The organism is Kineococcus endophyticus (assembly GCF_040796495.1).
GTDB lineage: Bacteria > Actinomycetota > Actinomycetes > Actinomycetales > Kineococcaceae > Kineococcus > Kineococcus endophyticus.
Genome location: NZ_JBFNQN010000007.1, coordinates 205,717 through 221,721, shown reverse-complemented (window position 1 = coordinate 221,721; position 16,005 = coordinate 205,717). Strand labels below are relative to the sequence as shown.

Genomic DNA, 16,005 nt, shown 5'->3' with positions numbered 1-16,005 from the left:
GTTGAGCTCGTTGCCTCACCGAGGCCGGTGATCGACCTCGGGGAGGCAACGCGCCCCAACCGGGGGCGGCGCGCAGGGGGGACGGTCAGTCGGCGGCGGGCACCAGACCGTGCAGGTGGCAGGCCGCCACGTGCGCGCCGGCGGCACCCACGGGTTGCAGCGCCGGGTCCACCGTCGCGCAGGGGTCGAACGCCTGCGGACACCGCGTCCGGAACCGGCACCCCGACGGCACCCGCGCGGCCGACGGCACGTCGCCGGTCAGCACGATCCGCTCCCGCCGACGTTCCCGCGCCGGGGAGGGCACGGGGACGGCGGACAACAGCGCTTGCGTGTACGGGTGCTGCGGGTCCGCGGCGAGGTCGGCGGCCGAGGCCACCTCGACGACCCGGCCGAGGTACATCACGGCGATGCGGTCGGACAGGTGCCGGACGGCGGCGAGGTCGTGCGAGACGAACAGCAGCGTCAGGCCCAACGTGCGCTGCAACGACCGCAGCAGGTTCAGGACCTGCGCCTGCACGCTGACGTCGAGGGAGGCGATCGCCTCGTCGCACACGACGAAGTCGGGTTCCCCCGCCAGCGCCCGGGCGATGCCGACGCGCTGGCGCTGACCGCCGGAGAACTCGTGCGGGTACCTCGACGCGACGGCCGGGTCGAGGCCGACGAGGTCGAGCAGTTCCGCGACGCGGGCCGCGCGGGCGGCGGCACCCCGGTGCAACCCGTGCACCTGCAGCGGTTCGGCGACCGTCTGGCCCACCGTCATCCGCGGGTCCAGGCTCGCGTACGGGTCCTGGAACACCATGACGGCGCGACGCCGCAGCGCGCGCAGGTCGCGCTGCGACAACCCCGTCACGTCGGTGCCGTCGAACTCGACGGTTCCGCCCGTGGGTTCCACGAGGCGCAGCAGCGCGTTCCCCAGCGTGGACTTCCCGCAGCCGGACTCCCCCACCAACCCCAGGGTCTCGCCCCGGTACACGTCGAGGTCGACGCCGTCGACGGCGCGCACGGCCCCGGTCGTCTTGCGCCGCAGCCCCTTCGAGCGCACGGGGAAGTGCACCTGCAGGTCCCTGGCTCGCACCAGCACGTCGGTCGTCACGCGTCCTCCAACCCGTAGAACGTCGCCGCACGGTGCGTGCCGGAACCCCGGACGGGCACGAGCGGCGGTTGCTCGGTGGCGCAGCGGGCATCGCCGCGCACGGGACAGCGCGGGTGGAAGACGCACCCCGGCGGCAGGTCCGTCGGCGGGGGCGGCGTTCCCGGGATCGCCACGAGGTCCTCGGTGGGGTGCTCCAGCGACGGCAGGGACCCCAGCAACCCGCGCGTGTAGGGGTGCGCGGGGGCCTCGAACACCTCCTCCACCCGGCCGTCCTCCACGCAGCGCCCGCCGTACATCACGAGCACCCGGTCGGCGGTCCCGGCGACGACGCCGAGGTCGTGGGAGATCCACACGACCGCCGTGCCGTGCTCGTCCTGCAACCGCGCCACGAGGTCGAGGATCTGCGCCTGCACCGTCACGTCCAGCGCCGTCGTCGCCTCGTCGGCGATGAGCAACCGCGGGTTCCCCGCCAGGGCGATCGCGATGACGACGCGCTGGCGCATCCCGCCGGACAACTGGTGCGGGTACCGGTCCAGAACGCCGCGCGGGTCCGGCAGCCCGACGTCGGCCAGGAGTTCGGCGGCCCGTTCCCGCGCCGCCTTCTTCGACGGGACGAGGCGGTGCGCGAGCAACCCCTCCCCCACCTGCCGACCGATCGTCAGGACGGGGTTCAGCGACGTCATGGGGTCCTGGAACACCATGCCGATCCCGTTGCCGCGCACGGTGCGCAGCTCCGCCTCGGACGACCCGACGAGTTCGCGGCCGTCGAACCGGGCGGACCCGGTGACCCGGGCGTGGCCGGGCAGCAGACCCAGCAACGCCATGACGGACACGCTCTTGCCGCTGCCGGACTCCCCGACGATCGCGACGGTCTCGCCCGCGTCGACGGTGTAGTCCAGGCCGTTGACGACGTGTGCCGTCCCGCGCGGGGTGTCGAGCTCGACCCGCAGGTCGCGGACCTCCAGGACGCTCACACCGACCTCCTGCGCCGACCGCCGAACGTTCGTCGCCCGGCCTGCAACGCGCTGCGCTGCTGCGGGTCGAGGACGTCGCGCAACCCGTCGCCGAGCAGGTTGAACGCCAGCACGAGCAGCACGATCGCGAGACCGGGGAACACCGCGATCCACCAGGCGAGGTCGATGTACCCGCGGCCCTCGGACAGCATCCGTCCCCAGCTCGGATCCGGCGGCTGGGTCCCCAACCCGATGAACGACAGGGCGGCCTCGGCGAGGACGGCGAACGCCAGGCTCACCGACGTCTGCACGATGACGGGCGGCGCCGCGTTCGGCAGGACGTGCCGGAACAGCAGCCGCATGTCCGAGGCCCCGACGGACCGGGAGGCCCGGACGTACACCGTCTCCCGGACGCCCAGCACGGCCGAACGCGTCACCCGCGCGAACACCGGCGTGTAGGTGATGCCGATGGCGATCATCGCGTTCGTCGTCCCCGGCCCGAGCACCGCGATGACGGCGATCGCCAGCAGGATCGCGGGGAACGCGAAGAGGACGTCCATGAGCCGCATGAGAACGGTGTCCACCCAGCGGCCGTAGAACCCCGCGAACAACCCGACGAGGACCCCCGCGACGAGCGAGAACCCCACCGCGACGGCGCCGACCTGCAGCGACACCTTGGCCCCCAGCACGACGCGGGACAGCACGTCCCGCCCGAGGTCGTCGGTGCCGAACCAGTGGGCCCCGCTCGGCGCCTGCAGCCGCTGGGTCACGTCGACCTCGTTCGCCCCCTGCGGGGCGATCTGGTCGTCGAACACCGCGACCACGACGACGGCGAGCAGCACGAACGCGGCGAACACCGACGGCGGGGACGACAGCAGCAACCGCAACCCCTCCGCGGACCGGCGTTCCCGGGGGCGCACGCTCACGGCGTCCACGGCCGGGGCGCTCACGCGCTGATCCTCGGGTCGAGCGCGGAGTACAACAGGTCCACCACCAGGTTCAGGACGAGGAACACGAGGGCGAAGAGCAGCACGGCCCCCTGCAGGACGGGGTAGTCGCGGGCCTGGACCGACTGCAGGGCCAGCTGCCCCAGCCCGGGCCAGGCGAACACGATCTCGACGACGACGACACCGGACAGCAGGTACGCCAGCTGCACCCCCGTCACGGTCACCAGCGGCAGCAGCGCGTTCCGCAGGACGTGCCAGTTCAGGACGGCGCGAGCACCGAGACCCTTGGCCCGGGCGGTGCGGACGTGCTCGGCCGACAGCGCCTCCAGGACGCTGGACCGGGTGAACCGCGTCAGGACGCTGCCCGAGACCAGCCCCGTCGTCACGGCCGGCAGGACGAGGGACCGCACCCAGCCGACGGGGTCCTCGCTCAGCGGCACGTACCCGCCCGCGGGGAACCAGCCGAGGGTTCCGGCGAACACGAGGATGAGCATGATGCCCATCCAGAACTCCGGCACGGAGATGCCGATCTGGGACAGCACCGTGCCGGCCCCGTCGAGGACCGAGCGGGGTCGCAGCGCCGAGGCGGTGCCGAGCGGGACCGCGATGAGCAGCGCGACGAGGATCGAGGCCCCGGCCAGGGACGCCGTGGCGGGCAGCCGTTCCAGGATGAGCAGCGTCACCGGGTCACCGGACCGGAAGCTCACCCCGAGGTCGCCGGTCAGGGCGTGACCGAACCAGGAGAAGTACTGCGCCACGAGCGGCTGGTCGAGGCCGGCCCGGGCGCGCAGCGCGTCGTAGGTCCCCTGGTCGAACCGGGTCCCCAGGGCCAGCCGCACGGGGTCGCCGGGTACGAGGTGGACGAGCGCGAACGTCGCGATGCTGACCCCGACGAGCACGACGAGGGCCTGCAGCGTGCGCCGGACGGCCAGTCCCGTCACGAGTCGCCCCGCGTCGGCAGCGCCAGGGTGTCGAAGTCCACCGCCTTGTCGACGCGCACCTCGTAGCCCGTGATGCCCTTCTTCCAGACCTGCACGGCGTCGGGGTTGTAGAGGAAGAGGTAGGAGACGTCGTCGACGATCTGCTGCGCCGCCTGCTCGTACAGCGTCTTGCGGGCGGTCTTGTCGGGTTCGACGGCGGCGCGGTCGAGGAGGTCGTCCGTCGTCGGGTTGGAGTACTTCTGGTAGTTGTTCGCCCCGCCCGTGCGGTGCTGCTCCTCGTAGAAGTCGGCCGGGTCGACGTTCCCCAGCCACCCGAGCATGAACGCGTCGAAGTCCCCGCGCCCCTGCCGGTCCAGCCACGTGGCGAAGTCCTCGGTCTCGATCTTCACCGTGATTCCGAGGGGTTCGAGCTGGCTGGCGAGGACCTGCGCCGCGGTGACCGTCTCGGGGTAGTCCGACGTGACCATGACGCCCATCGTCAACGGGGTGGACACGCCCGCCTGCTGCAGCAACCGCTTCGCCTCGTCGAGGTCGGTGCGGAAGGGCGCGTAGTCGTAGTACCACTCGCTGCCCTGCGGGATCGCCGTCTGGTTCGGACGGGCCGTGCCGAACTTCGCGGCCTCGGTCAGGGCGTCGCGGTCGACGGCGAACGCGACGGCACGGCGGACCTCGACGCGGTCGAACGGCGCCTTCGCGCAGTTCATCGCCAGGTACCAGTAGTCGACGCTGGCGACCCGACCCAGGTCGACCGACTCGTCGTCCTCGAACGAGGCCACCCGCTGCGGCGGCACGTTGTCGGTCCACTGCACCTGGTCGGTGGTGAGCGCCGTGAGGGCCGCGGCCGGTTCGGGCAGGAACTGGAACGTGACCCCGCCGAGCTTGGGCGCCCGCGACCAGTAGTCGTCGAACCGCTCGAGCGAGATCTCGCTCGCCGAGGAACCCTGCAACGCGAACGGCCCGGTGCCGTTGGCCTTCGTCGCCAGCGTGGACTCGTCGACGTCCTTGGACAGGATCGCCATGCCCTTGAACGCGCCGATGCGCGAGAGCAGGTTCGGCGTCGGGCGCTTCAAGGTGATGACGACGGTCCGGTCGTCGGGGGCCGTGACGTCGGCCACGGTCGCGAACCGCGCCGAGTTCGCCAGTTCCTGGTCGATGATGCGCCGGTAGGAGAAGACGACGTCGGCCGCGGTGAACGGGGTGCCGTCGTGGAACGTGACGCCCTCGACGAGGCGGAACGTCCACGTCAGCCCGTCCGGGCTGGTGTCCCACTGCGTCGCCAGCGAGGGTTCCATCTCGAGGGTCTTCCCGTTGGGGACGACGAGGGTGTCGTAGACGTTCTCGAGCACCTGGAAGCTGGCGTAGGCCGTCGTCTTGTGCGGGTCGAGCTGGTCCGGCTGGGCGCTGATGGCGGCGACGAACGCGCCACCACCGGCGGGACCGGCGGCGTTCCCGTTCCCGGTGTCGACGCTCTCCCCGACGCTGCAGCCGGCGCTCGCGGCGACGAGAGGGGACGCGGTCAGGGCGGCCAGGAGGGCTCTGCGGCGCATGTTCGATCACCTACGAGGGGTCGGGGTCAGGACGCGTGCCGGCGCCTCACCCTGCCGAGAAGTGGCCTCGAACACCAATCCTGACGACGGTCCGGTCCCTTTCGTGACCAGATCGACACCTGCGCCGATCACTTCCCCGAGCGGGCCGCCCTGGCCTTCGCCACGAGCTCGGCCCGGTGCCCCGCCAGCGCGGCGAACGCGAGCACGAGGTCCGACACCGTCAGCAGGACGCGGGACCCCAGGACGACGACGGCGGCGCCGCCGGACCCGGTCGCGAGGGCGACGACCGCGCCCAGCACGAGCTCGCGCGCCCCGGCCCCGGCCGGGGCGAGCACCACGAGGAACCCGACCATCCACGCCACCGCGTACCCGCCGACGGCGAGCGCCAGGGTCGACCCGGTGGACCAGTCGACGCCGACCGCACGGGCCAGCACGAACACCTGCAACCCCACCGCGACCCACGAGGCGAGCGCCCAGCCGGCGGAGGCGAGCAGGCCGCGCAGGGTGATGCGGTGCTCCAGCGGTTCCTGCCGGGCCAGCCTCAGCAGCACGCGCAGCAGCGGGTTGATGACCTGCGGCACGAGCAGGACGAGCAGCAGCGGGGTCGCCCACCGCAACCAGCCGGTCCACTCCCAGCCGGCGATGTCGCGGCCGCGCAGCGCGAGCGGCAGCACGCCCGTGACCAGCAGCGACGCCGTCGTCATGGACACCAGCAGCGCGACGGCGAGCGCCGAGCCGGTGCGGCGACGGGGAACCCCGTGGTCGCGGGCGAGCTCGGCCTGGGCGACGAACTGGAAGACCGTGCCGGGGATGTACCGGCCCAGCTGGCCGACGAAGAACACCCTGGCGGCCGCGCCCACGGGCAACCGGGACCCGAGGTCGGCCAGGACCGCGCGCCACGACGCCCCCGACAGGGCGACGTTGGCCAGCGACAGCACGAACGCGAGCGCGACCGACCACGCGTCGAGCCGCGACCAGGCGTCGGCGATCGCGGCGCGGTCCCGCACGACGTACACGACGGCGAGGCCGAGCGCGACGAGGAGGAACCCCACCCGGACGACGGGTGAGCGCAGGACCCGCAGGAGTCGGGACAGCACCCCTCAGCGCCGCACGAAGGTGAGCAGCACGAACGTGTAGTCCAGGCCGGTCCGCTTCCAGTGCACGGGGCGTTCGGGGTGGGCCAGGACGTCGTCCGTCAGCTCGCCGACGAGGTCGAGCCCGACGCGGTCGGCGAGCGCGACGAGGTCGCGCAGGTCGGCCGGGGAGAAGATCTTCACCGGCGCCCCGTACGCCGTGACGCCCGTCGTGTCCGGCGGATCCTGGTCGTAGTCCGTGGACAGCGCGAGCACACCGCCGGGGCGCAGGATGCGGGCCGTCTCGGTGAGGAACCCGGCGATCGGGACGCCGTGCTCGATGACGGACATGCAGGTCACGGCGTCGAGGGAGCCGTCGGGCAGGCCGGTGTCGGTGACGTCGCCGCGGCGGAACTCCACCCCGTCGCGGTGCACGGTCGCGCCGAACTCCAGGTTGATCCCGGCGAGGTCGCCACGGGTGCGGCCCAGGCCGTACAGGCGCAGCCACGGCAGGACCGGCGAGTACCGCGCGGACCCGGCGTCCAGGACGCGAGCCGTGCGGGAGCCGTCGTCGGCGAGGGTGAGGACGGCCGCCACGGCGCCGAGGGCGTCCCAGTTCTTCGGGGAGTCCGGGTGCGCGGGCAGGTGCAGCCGCTTGGTCTGCGCGACCGCGTCGGCGACCTCGGCGGCGTCGTGCAGGACGCCCGTGCGCGGGACGCCCGAGGGCACGGGCCGCGCGGCGGGGGCGGCGGTGAGCTTGCGGGCGGCGAGCTGCTCCCCCACCCGGCGCTGGACGCCGACGCGGGCCCACAGCGCGTGCTCGGCGCCGCGCTTGGCGACGGCCAGGGCCTTCCCGCCGGGCGGGGCGGCGGCCGTCCCGCCCTTGGCGGCCTCGTCGACGGCGCCGAGGTAGGCGTCCCAGGGGGCCTCGAGGTCAGGTGCTTCGACGTTGTCCCGCAACGTCTTCAGCCCGCCGTCGGCGAGGCGCAGCAGACCGTCGGCCAGGGCCGCGGCGCTGCCCGGTTCGACGAGGACGCCGTCGACGCCGTCGCGCACCTGGGCCGGGAACGAGCCGACGCGGGTGGCCAGGACGGGCAGGCCGTGGGCGAAGGCGAGCAGCGCGTTCTGCGAGGCGGTGCCGGAGCGGTAGGGCAGCACGACGGCGTCGTGGGCGGCCATGAGCTCGGGGATGCGGGCCGCGGGGACGTACCCCTCGCGCAGGTCGACGTGCCCGCGCATGCCGGGGCCCGTCGCGAGCTCACGGACGCGCCGACCCGCCGCGCCCCACAGCTCGCCGGCGATCGTGAGCCGGGCGTCGAAACCGCGCTGGTGCACCTCGCGCAGCGCCTCGAGCAGCAGGTCCAGGCCCTTGTACTCGCGGACGACGCCCAGGCTGAGCAGTCGGACGCCGCCGTCGCGCGGCACCCGCGAACCGGCCTCACCGGCGAGCCTCGGGCCGCCGGGCAGGTGCGGGGGCAGGTCGGCCGTCACGACGCGGCGGGCGCCGTGGGCGTGGGCCAGCGCGGCCTGCGCGTCGGAGTGGACGACGACGCCGTCGACGGCGGCGAACAGCCGGGACACGAGCAGCTCGTCGCCCGGGTTCGGCTCGTGCGGCAGCACGTTGTGCGCGACGACGACGGTGCGGGCGGTCGAGTGCGCCGCGCGCATCGCGGCGAGGACCGTCAGCAGCGCGGGCACCTGCAGCGGGACGACGTGCGCGATGACGACGAGGTCGGCCTGCGCGACGCGGCGGCCGGTGCGCCACCAGGACGCCGGCGAGGACCAGGACAGCGGCCGCAGCGTCGGGGTGAACTCCGGCACCTCCGGCGTCGCGTCGGGCAGCGCGACCTCCCCGGGGTACAGCAGCTCGGGGTACAGCTTGGCCCAGGAGACGAGCTTGACGTCGGCGTCCGGCGCCTGCGCCAGGTGCCGGGCCAGTTCGGTCGTGTGGACCGCGATGCCGCCCTTGCTCGGGTGCGCCGGTCCGAGGACGACGACCCGTCGCCGCCCGGGGGCGCTCACGCGCTGTCCCGCGAGCGCACGACGAGGTCGGCGAGCAGCGCGACGGCGCCGATGAGCAGCCCGGAGACGAGCAGCAGGACGGTGTTGGCCGGGAAGTAGAAGGCGTGCCGGAACATGTCCGTGATGCCCTTGACGAACCCGAGGCCGAAGAGGAACAGCGCGACCGGCATGAGCACGCGCAGCGGCTCGAAGTACATGATCATCCGCAGCACCTGGAGGATGTACCGGTAGGCGTCCTTGGTGAAGTGGAACTTCGACTTCCCCGCGCGCTTGGCGTAGCTCGTCGGCACGTACTTGATGTCGTGCTGGTTGCACAGGAACGACAGCGTGATCGTCGTGACGCACGAGAACCCGGCGGGCAGCAGCCGCAGGTACGGCAATGACACGGACTTGCGGAAGGCGCGCAGACCGGAGTTCAGGTCGGGGATGCGCTGGCGCGCAAGCACTTCGGCGACCTTGCGGATGACGAACTTCGCGGGCACCCGCAGGGCCTTGTGCGAGCCCTCCTCCGTCGTGCGCGCGCCGACGACCTGGTCGTAGGAGTCGTCCTCGAGCAGGACCCGGATGAGCTCGGGGATGCGCTCGTTCTCGTAGGACATGTCGGCGTCGGTCCACACGACGATCTCGCCGCGGGCCATCTGGGTGCCGATGCGGCGGACCGTGCCCGAACCGCCGTTGCGGCGGAACGCGACGACGCGCAGGTTCGGGTACTCGTGCTCGACCGAGCGCAGCACCTTCAGCGTGTCGTCGGTGGAGCAGTCGTCGACGGCCAGCAGCTCGTACGGCATGCCGTCGTCGTCCATCACCTTGGTGATGCGCTGGACCTCCAGCAGGACGTGCGCCTCCTCGTTGTAGCAGGGCAGCACGATCGTGGCGACGGGCGCCGGTCCGCTCAGGGGCTGGACCTCATCTTCGACAGGCATGGCGGGGTGAGCTTACCTACGAACGGGGCGGTTCCCGGGACGCCGGCGCGGGGCGGCACGATGACCCCGTGAGCCACCACGGGTCCTCCGCAGAACCCGCGCGGGACCGCGCCGCCGAGCGAGCGCGGTCCTTCGGCGCCGTCGCCGACGTCTACGACCGCGCGCGCCCGAGCTACCCCGACGAGGCGCTCGACTGGCTGCTGCCGGTGGCGCCGGCCGACCGCCCCCTGCGCGTGGTGGACCTGGGCGCCGGCACGGGGAAGCTGACCCGCTCGCTCGTGGCGCGCGGCCTCGACGTCGTGGCGGTCGAACCCACGCCGGGCATGCGCGAGACGTTCTCCCGCGTGCTGCCGGACGTCGAGGTGCTCGACGGCACGGGCGAGTCCATCCCGCTGGCGGACGGCTCCGTCGACGCCGTGCTCATGGCCCAGGCGTGGCACTGGGTCGACCCGGACACCGCGGCTCCCGAGGTCGCCCGCGTCCTGCGCCCCGGCGGCCGGCTCGGCCTGCTGTGGAACGTCCGCGACGCGGGCGTGGAGTGGATCGCCCGGCTGGACCGGCTGCTGCCCGGCCCCGGCGAGGAGCAGCTCGGCAGCCTCGCCCCCCGCGTCGGCCCGCCCTTCGGTCCCGTGGAGCGCTACGACGTCCGCTGGTCCGACCCCGTGAGCGTGGAGTCCCTGCTGGACCTGACGCGGTCGCGCAGCTGGGTCATCGCCCTGGACGACGCGCGGCGCGAGGAGGTGCTCGCCGACGTGCGGGCGCAGGCCGAGGAGCGGTTGCGCCGCACCGGGACGCTGGCGCTGGAGTACGTCACGCGGTGCTCGCGGGCGACGCTGCCCGCCTGACCGCCGGCCCCGCGCGACGTGATCGGGACACCCATCGGTGTCACCACGGGTCGCACCGACGTGGAGTGACGTGTGGGTGTCCCGCGGTGGCGTCCGGGCGACCGGCTCGGGACACCCATCGGTGATCCCACACCCGGTCCTACGTCCGGTCCCTCGTCGATGCAGGCGTGGGACCGGCCTGCCGGTCGTGCTGACGACGCCGGTGCCGGTCCCACACCCGGTCCGACAAGGGGGTGCCCACGGGAAACCTGTGGGCACCGCCGGCGAGGTCACCGACGATGGGGCCGTGCCCCGCATCGTCCCGGCGACCCCCGCCGACGCCCCGGCCGTCGCCGACGTCTTCCTCGCCGCCCGCGCGACCATGACGTACCTGCCCGACCTGCACACCGACGACGAGACCCGCGGGTTCGTCGCCGACGTGGTCCTCCCCCGGCAGGACGTGCACCTCGCGCTCGACGACGACGGCGCGGTGCTGGGGTTCGCCGCCGTGGACGGGGCCTGGCTGGAGCACCTCTACGTCACACCGAGCGCGTGGGGCCGCGGGGTCGGCACCGCCCTGCTCGAGCACGTGCTGGCCGGGCACGACGGCGCGCTGTCGTTGCACGTGTTCCAGCGCAACACCGGCGCCCGGCGGTTCTACGAGCGGCACGGGTTCGTGCTCATCGCGACCGGCGACGGGAGCGGGAACGAGGAGCGCGAGCCCGACGCGACCTACCGCCGCCCACCATCCCCGCCCTCACCCTGAGTCACCGCGGCGCCTGCGGGGTCGAGCTCGTTGACGCTACGGGCCGAACCTAGCGGCCTGTTGCGTCAACGAGCTCGACCCGACCCAGCCCCGCGGTGACGGAGGGTGAGGGGGTCAGGCGTCGCCGAGGCCCTCCACGACGGCGCGGGCAGCCTGGCGGGCGGCGCGACGCTCCCGCCGGTTGGCGCGCCGGGACTCCGGGCGCAGGCTGCAGCCGGGGTGACCGCAGGCGCGGTGCAGCAGCCACACGTGGTCGGCCGACCCCTGCACGCGGTGCGGTTCAGCCGGGTCGGCCACCTGCACCCGCTGGGGGCGGTGGCGGTCGGTCCTGGACATCTCTTCCTCCCGTGGTCCGTCCCCGCCACGGTGGGCGGGGTGAGGAGGGCAGAGCTCCGGCACTCGGGCGGGTCACGGGGTCCTCCGGTCGTCGACGGGCAGCCGACCAGGATCGCACCGGCACCCGGGCAGGTCCAGGGGCAGGACCAGGAGTCAGGGGGCGGTGCCCGTCACGAGCCGGACGTCGATGCGCTGCACACCGTCGGGGCGGCGGGTCAGGACGCGCTCGTCCTCCGTCGTCCGCCGGCTCACCACGACGCGCGGGGCGTCGACGCCGAGGCGCACCAGCACCTCGACGGGGTCGGTGTCGCCGCCGGCGGCGACGAGGACGGGGTTCCCCCCGGCCTGCCGGATGCGCGCGGCCTCGCGGTCCACCGCCGCGCGCAGCGTCGTCCAGTACTCCTCCGTGCCCGGGCGGCCCTGCGCGGTCGGGACGACGATCGAGGCCGCCGGGACGTCGCACGTCCCGCGCAGCAGCTGGGGCCACTCGTTGCGCGAGCGGGGGTCGACCGCGAGGGCGACGTCGCCGGGGGCGAAGCTCGCGCAGGCCCGGGCCACGGCCGCGGGTTCGCCGACCTCGGTCCGCTGGGTGGCGACGGGCAGCGTGCCCCAGACGGCGGGCCCCACGAGCAGGACGACGGCGATCGCGACCCGCAGCCACGTCAGGCGCTGCCCCGAGTACCGGACGACGACCCAGCGGCACGCCGCCACGGACAGCACGACCACGGCCGGCAGCACCACGACGACGAACCGGCGGTCGGCCCACGGGTGGTCGGGCGTGATGCCCGGGCGGTACAGCGTCAGGAGCGTGGACCCGAGCGCCACGACGTACGGCGCGGTCCAGGACGGCAGGTCGCCGCGCCCCTGGACGGCCCGCACCACCCGCGGCAGCGCCACGACCGCCGCGGCCCCCGCGAGGGCGACCGCGGGCCACCCCAGGTACCAGGCGATCCAGTCGATCGAGTGCTCGGCGTACGTGCGGCCGCCGTCGACCGGGAGTCCCTGCGCCAGTTGCAGACCCGCGACGAGCTTGCTGCCGGAGTCCTCCGGGTCCTGGCGCACGACGAGCCACAGCGGCCGGCTCGCGAGCACGGCCAGCACCACCGCGAGCGCCACCGCCAGGACGGTCGGCAGGCGCTCGCTGGTCAGCCACGCCCGACGGGCCAGGACCCCGCGGCGCGCCAGCTGGACGACGACGGCGCTCGCGACCGTCAGGAACACCAGCCCCGCGACGAGCGGCAGCAGCGACCCCGAGATGGTCCCCAGGTAGGGGCGCGAGGTGAGCAGGGCCGAGGCGACGGCGAGCGCCGAGGCGATGCCCGTTCCGGCCAGCAGCGCGCGGGCGCCGGGGTGCCGGACGACGACCAGGACGGCCAGGACGGGGACGAGGACGGCGACCTCGCGCAGGAAGTCGATGCGCACGAACCCGCACGCGCCGACGAGCAACCCGGCCCCGCCGCCGAGCCGCGCAGCCGTCCGGCCGGTCGCGGGCAGCAGCGCGACGAGGAGGGTCGCGGCCCCGAACAGGACGAGCAGCGCGGGCGGTTCGGAGTAGGTGGAGCGGTTCGCGTGCAGGACGGGCTGGGCGATCGCGAGCGTGGCCGCGGCCAGCGGGGCCCAGCGGGGGCCGACGACGCGGGCCGTGAACCCGGCCACGGCCAGGACCCCGAACGCGCCGAGGATCCCGGGGACGACGAACATCCCGGTCCAGCCGCCGGCCCAGTCCCCCAGCGAGTACAGCGCCGGAGCGCCGAGGAGGAACTGCGGGACCACGTGGTCCCCGACCTGGTAGAACGCGGGCGAGGCGAGGCTGACGTTGGGGTCCGCGAGCGCCGCCGCACCGCCGAGGGCGGCCACGGACGCGTCGACGGGCAACCCGTGGTGGGTCGCGAGGTGGTGGGCGTAGAGGGCCATCGACCCGGCGTCGCGGCGCAGGACGATGTGCTCGGCGTGGGTGAGGGCGGCCCAGACACCGGCGGCGACGGCGATCGCGGCGCTGCCGCCCGCCGACCACCACCCCGCGGCGACGCCGGGGACGCCCCACGCCAGGCGACCGGCGAGGACGGCGACGACGAGCCCGACGGGCACGGCGACGGCCGGCGTCCACAGGTCGAGGAGCACGAGGGGTGCGGCCACGGCGGTGAGCGCGGCGACGGCGGCCGCCAGGACGACGGGGACCCGCGTCAGAAGGGTTCCTGCGGCGGTCGTCCCGGTGCTGCTCACGCCGCGAGAACCTACCGGCAGACTGGGGACGTGATCGTCGTCGTGACGGACGTGGCGGCCCCCGCGCACGTGCTGCACGACCTGGTCCTCGACGTGGACGTGCACGCGGAGTCGTTGCGCGGCAGCGGGGAGAGCGCCACGACGAGCACGGGACGGCGGACGCTGGCCGAGGGTGACGAGGTGACGTTCCGCGCCCGGCACCTCGGGGTGCGGTGGACGATGACGAGCCGCGTCACCACGGTCGCTCGCCCGCACCGGATCGTCGACGAGCAGGTCCGCGGCCCGTTCCGGCGGATGCGCCACGAGCACGTGTTCGCACCCGGCCCGCGCGGGACGCGGATGAGCGACCGGATGGAGGTCGCGCTGCCCGGTGGTGCGCTCGGCGCGCTCGCCGTCCGGCTCGTGGCCGAGCCGTACCTGCGCCGGCTGCTGCGGGAGCGCGCCGAGCACCTGCGGGCGGTCGCCGAGGGGGGATCGTCGACGCGACGGGCTCGACCTACGAGCACGACGTGACGACGATCCCTCCCCCGGAGGGCGCGAGGAGGGGTCGCTGGCCCGGCGTACCGTGACGGCGTGCTCCCCCTGCTGCGCCGCCTGCTGGACGACGACCCGACCGCGCCGCGGCTGACCTGGTACGCCGCGGACCACGCCACCTCCGGGGAACGCATCGAGCTGTCGGCGCGGGTGCTGGCGACGTGGGTCGCCAAGACCGCGAACCTGCTGGAGGAGGAGTTCGAGGTGGGTCCGGGCTCCGTCGTGGCGCTCGACCTGCCCACCCACTGGCGGACGCCGGTGTTCCAGCTCGCGGCGTGGTCGGCCGGGGCCGCGGTGCGCCACGGCGCGGACGGTCCCGCGGACGTGCTCGTCTCGTCCTCGCCGGAGACGTTGCGGCGCAGCACGGTCCAGGACCGGATCGCCGTCTCCCTGGCCCCGCTCGCGACGAGCTTCGGCACCGACCTGCCGCCGGGCGTCCTGGACTACGCGCGCGTGGTCACCGGGTACGGCGACACGCACGTCGCGCTGGCGGAGGCGGCTCCGGACGACCCCGCCCTGGAGACGCCGCCGCTGACGCACGGGCGCCTCCTGCCCGAGGCGCAGACCCTCGGGGCGGACTGGCCCGCCGGGGTCCGGCTGCTGACGGACGCGGGCCCGGGCGACGTCGTCCGCGGGCCGCTCGCGGCGTGGGCGCGGACGGGATCCGTCGTCCTGACGCCGGACCTCGACGCGCTGGCCGAGCGCGTCGTGGGCTCCGAGCGCACGACGGCGCTCCTGCGCACCCGTCTCGCGTCCTAGGGTGCGGGCCGCCCACGTCCTCGCACTGGTCGCCGCCACCGTCGTCGCGACCCTGCTGCTCGGCCGTCTCGGTCTGCCCTCCCCCGCCCTGTTCGCCGGGCTGGCCGTCGGCCTCGTCGACGCGCTGCTCGCCCGGCGGGCGGTGCGGCTGCCGCCCCGCGCAGGGCTGGCCGGTCAGGCCGTCGTGGGCGTCACCATCGGCACCCTCGTGCAGGTCTCGACCCTCGCCGCCCTCGGGGAGCACTGGTTGCCGGTCCTCGCCGTGACTGTCGGCACGCTCGCGCTGAGCCTCGGCACGGGCTGGCTCCTGGGACGGCACCGCGACGTCGACGCCGTCACCGGGGCGTTCGCGCTCGTCGCCGGCGGGGCCAGCGGCCTCGTCGTCATCGCCCGCCAGCTCGGCGCCGACGAACGCGTCGTGGCCGTCGTGCAGTACGTCCGGGTGCTGCTCGTCGTGCTGTCGCTGCCCGTCGTGCTGAACGTCGTGTTCGACGTCCGCGCGGTCGGGCCCGCCGGGGGCGGCGCCGCGGGGAACCCCTGGACCGGGGTGGCGCTGGTGGTCGTCTGCGGTCTCGCGGGGCCCTGGCTCGGGCGGCGCGCCCACCTCCCGGCGGCGACCCTCCTCGGGCCCCTGCTGCTGACCGCCGCGTTCTCCCTCAGCGGCGTGACCGGCGGTGCGCAGGTGCCCGAGCTCCTGCAGCAGGTGGCCTACGCCCTCATCGGTCTGCAGATCGGGTTGCGCTTCACGCGGTCCAGCCTCGCCGCCGTCGCTCGCGTGCTGCCCGCCGCGTTCGTCCTCATCGTCGTCGGGGTCGCGGGCAGCGCTGCGCTCGGCGTCGCGCTCTCGCGGGCGACGGGACTGCCCGCGCTCGACACGTACCTGGCCACGACGCCGGGCGGGTTGTACGCGGTGCTGGCCGCGGCCGTGGGTTCGGGAGCGGACGCGACCTTCGTGCTCTCGGTGCAGGTGCTGCGGTTGCTCGTCATGCTGCTCGCCGCGCCGGTGCTGGCCAAGGCCCTGTCCCGCAACCGCTGATCCGGCACCAGACCCTGTTAGGGTCCGG

General features: G+C 74.4%; 15 protein-coding genes. 5 read left to right on the top strand and 10 right to left on the bottom strand.

The features are described from left to right. Nucleotides 1-85 precede the first annotated feature (85 nt). The 8 genes from AB1207_RS11920 to AB1207_RS11885 form a co-directional block, all read right to left on the bottom strand. Complete coding sequence (locus tag AB1207_RS11920; protein ID WP_437178919.1) at nt 86-1,093, bottom strand: ABC transporter ATP-binding protein; 1,008 nt, start codon at nt 1,091-1,093, stop codon at nt 86-88. Next, the gene (locus tag AB1207_RS11915; protein ID WP_367638538.1) at nt 1,090-2,067 is read right to left on the bottom strand and encodes an ABC transporter ATP-binding protein; all 978 of its coding nucleotides are present in this window, start codon (nt 2,065-2,067) and stop codon (nt 1,090-1,092) included. Before AB1207_RS11915 ends, AB1207_RS11920 begins: the two co-directional genes overlap by 4 nt. Continuing rightward, on the bottom strand, nt 2,064-2,996 hold the full coding sequence (locus tag AB1207_RS11910; protein WP_437178918.1) for an ABC transporter permease: 933 nt from the start codon (nt 2,994-2,996) through the stop codon (nt 2,064-2,066). The genes AB1207_RS11915 and AB1207_RS11910 overlap by 4 nt, the downstream gene beginning before the upstream one ends. Continuing rightward, nucleotides 2,993-3,934, bottom strand: coding sequence for an ABC transporter permease (locus tag AB1207_RS11905; protein ID WP_367638537.1), 942 nt, complete (start codon nt 3,932-3,934; stop codon nt 2,993-2,995). Before AB1207_RS11905 ends, AB1207_RS11910 begins: the two co-directional genes overlap by 4 nt. After that, nucleotides 3,931-5,481, bottom strand: a complete 1,551-nt coding sequence (locus AB1207_RS11900; protein WP_367638536.1) for an ABC transporter substrate-binding protein — start codon at nt 5,479-5,481, stop codon at nt 3,931-3,933. The genes AB1207_RS11905 and AB1207_RS11900 overlap by 4 nt, the downstream gene beginning before the upstream one ends. Nucleotides 5,482-5,609: 128 nt before the next feature. Further along, the gene (locus AB1207_RS11895) at nt 5,610-6,578 is read right to left on the bottom strand and encodes a lysylphosphatidylglycerol synthase domain-containing protein (protein WP_367638535.1); all 969 of its coding nucleotides are present in this window, start codon (nt 6,576-6,578) and stop codon (nt 5,610-5,612) included. A 3-nt stretch (nt 6,579-6,581) separates the two neighbouring features. Further along, on the bottom strand, nt 6,582-8,576 hold the full coding sequence (locus AB1207_RS11890; protein WP_367638534.1) for a glycosyltransferase: 1,995 nt from the start codon (nt 8,574-8,576) through the stop codon (nt 6,582-6,584). Beyond that, nucleotides 8,573-9,499, bottom strand: coding sequence for a glycosyltransferase family 2 protein (locus AB1207_RS11885; protein ID WP_367638533.1), 927 nt, complete (start codon nt 9,497-9,499; stop codon nt 8,573-8,575). Before AB1207_RS11885 ends, AB1207_RS11890 begins: the two co-directional genes overlap by 4 nt. A gap of 68 nt (nt 9,500-9,567) precedes the next feature. Here AB1207_RS11885 and AB1207_RS11880 point away from each other — a divergent pair, with 68 nt between their 5' ends. Further along, nucleotides 9,568-10,344, top strand: coding sequence for a class I SAM-dependent methyltransferase (locus tag AB1207_RS11880; protein ID WP_367638532.1), 777 nt, complete (start codon nt 9,568-9,570; stop codon nt 10,342-10,344). A gap of 286 nt (nt 10,345-10,630) precedes the next feature. Then, on the top strand, nt 10,631-11,089 hold the full coding sequence (locus tag AB1207_RS11875) for a GNAT family N-acetyltransferase (protein ID WP_367638531.1): 459 nt from the start codon (nt 10,631-10,633) through the stop codon (nt 11,087-11,089). A 114-nt stretch (nt 11,090-11,203) separates the two neighbouring features. On the opposite strand, the gene AB1207_RS11870 is transcribed toward AB1207_RS11875, so the two are convergent. Beyond that, entirely contained in the window at nt 11,204-11,425 is a 222-nt protein-coding gene (locus tag AB1207_RS11870) for a hypothetical protein (RefSeq protein WP_367638530.1), read from the bottom strand. A gap of 153 nt (nt 11,426-11,578) precedes the next feature. Continuing rightward, entirely contained in the window at nt 11,579-13,648 is a 2,070-nt protein-coding gene (locus tag AB1207_RS11865; protein WP_367638529.1) for a hypothetical protein, read from the bottom strand. A gap of 30 nt (nt 13,649-13,678) precedes the next feature. Here AB1207_RS11865 and AB1207_RS11860 point away from each other — a divergent pair, with 30 nt between their 5' ends. The 3 genes from AB1207_RS11860 to AB1207_RS11850 are packed head-to-tail and all read left to right on the top strand — an operon-like array spanning nt 13,679 to nt 15,977. Then, nucleotides 13,679-14,161 carry an SRPBCC family protein gene (locus tag AB1207_RS11860; protein WP_367638528.1) on the top strand — a complete coding sequence of 161 codons (483 nt, stop codon included), beginning with the start codon at nt 13,679-13,681 and terminating at the stop codon, nt 14,159-14,161. A gap of 60 nt (nt 14,162-14,221) precedes the next feature. Continuing rightward, nucleotides 14,222-14,941 (top strand): TIGR03089 family protein, encoded by a 720-nt coding sequence (locus AB1207_RS11855; protein ID WP_367638526.1) that lies wholly within the window; start codon nt 14,222-14,224, stop codon nt 14,939-14,941. A gap of 1 nt (nt 14,942) precedes the next feature. Further along, complete coding sequence (locus AB1207_RS11850; protein ID WP_367638525.1) at nt 14,943-15,977, top strand: AbrB family transcriptional regulator; 1,035 nt, start codon at nt 14,943-14,945, stop codon at nt 15,975-15,977. The last annotated feature ends 28 nt before the right edge of the window (nt 15,978-16,005 follow it).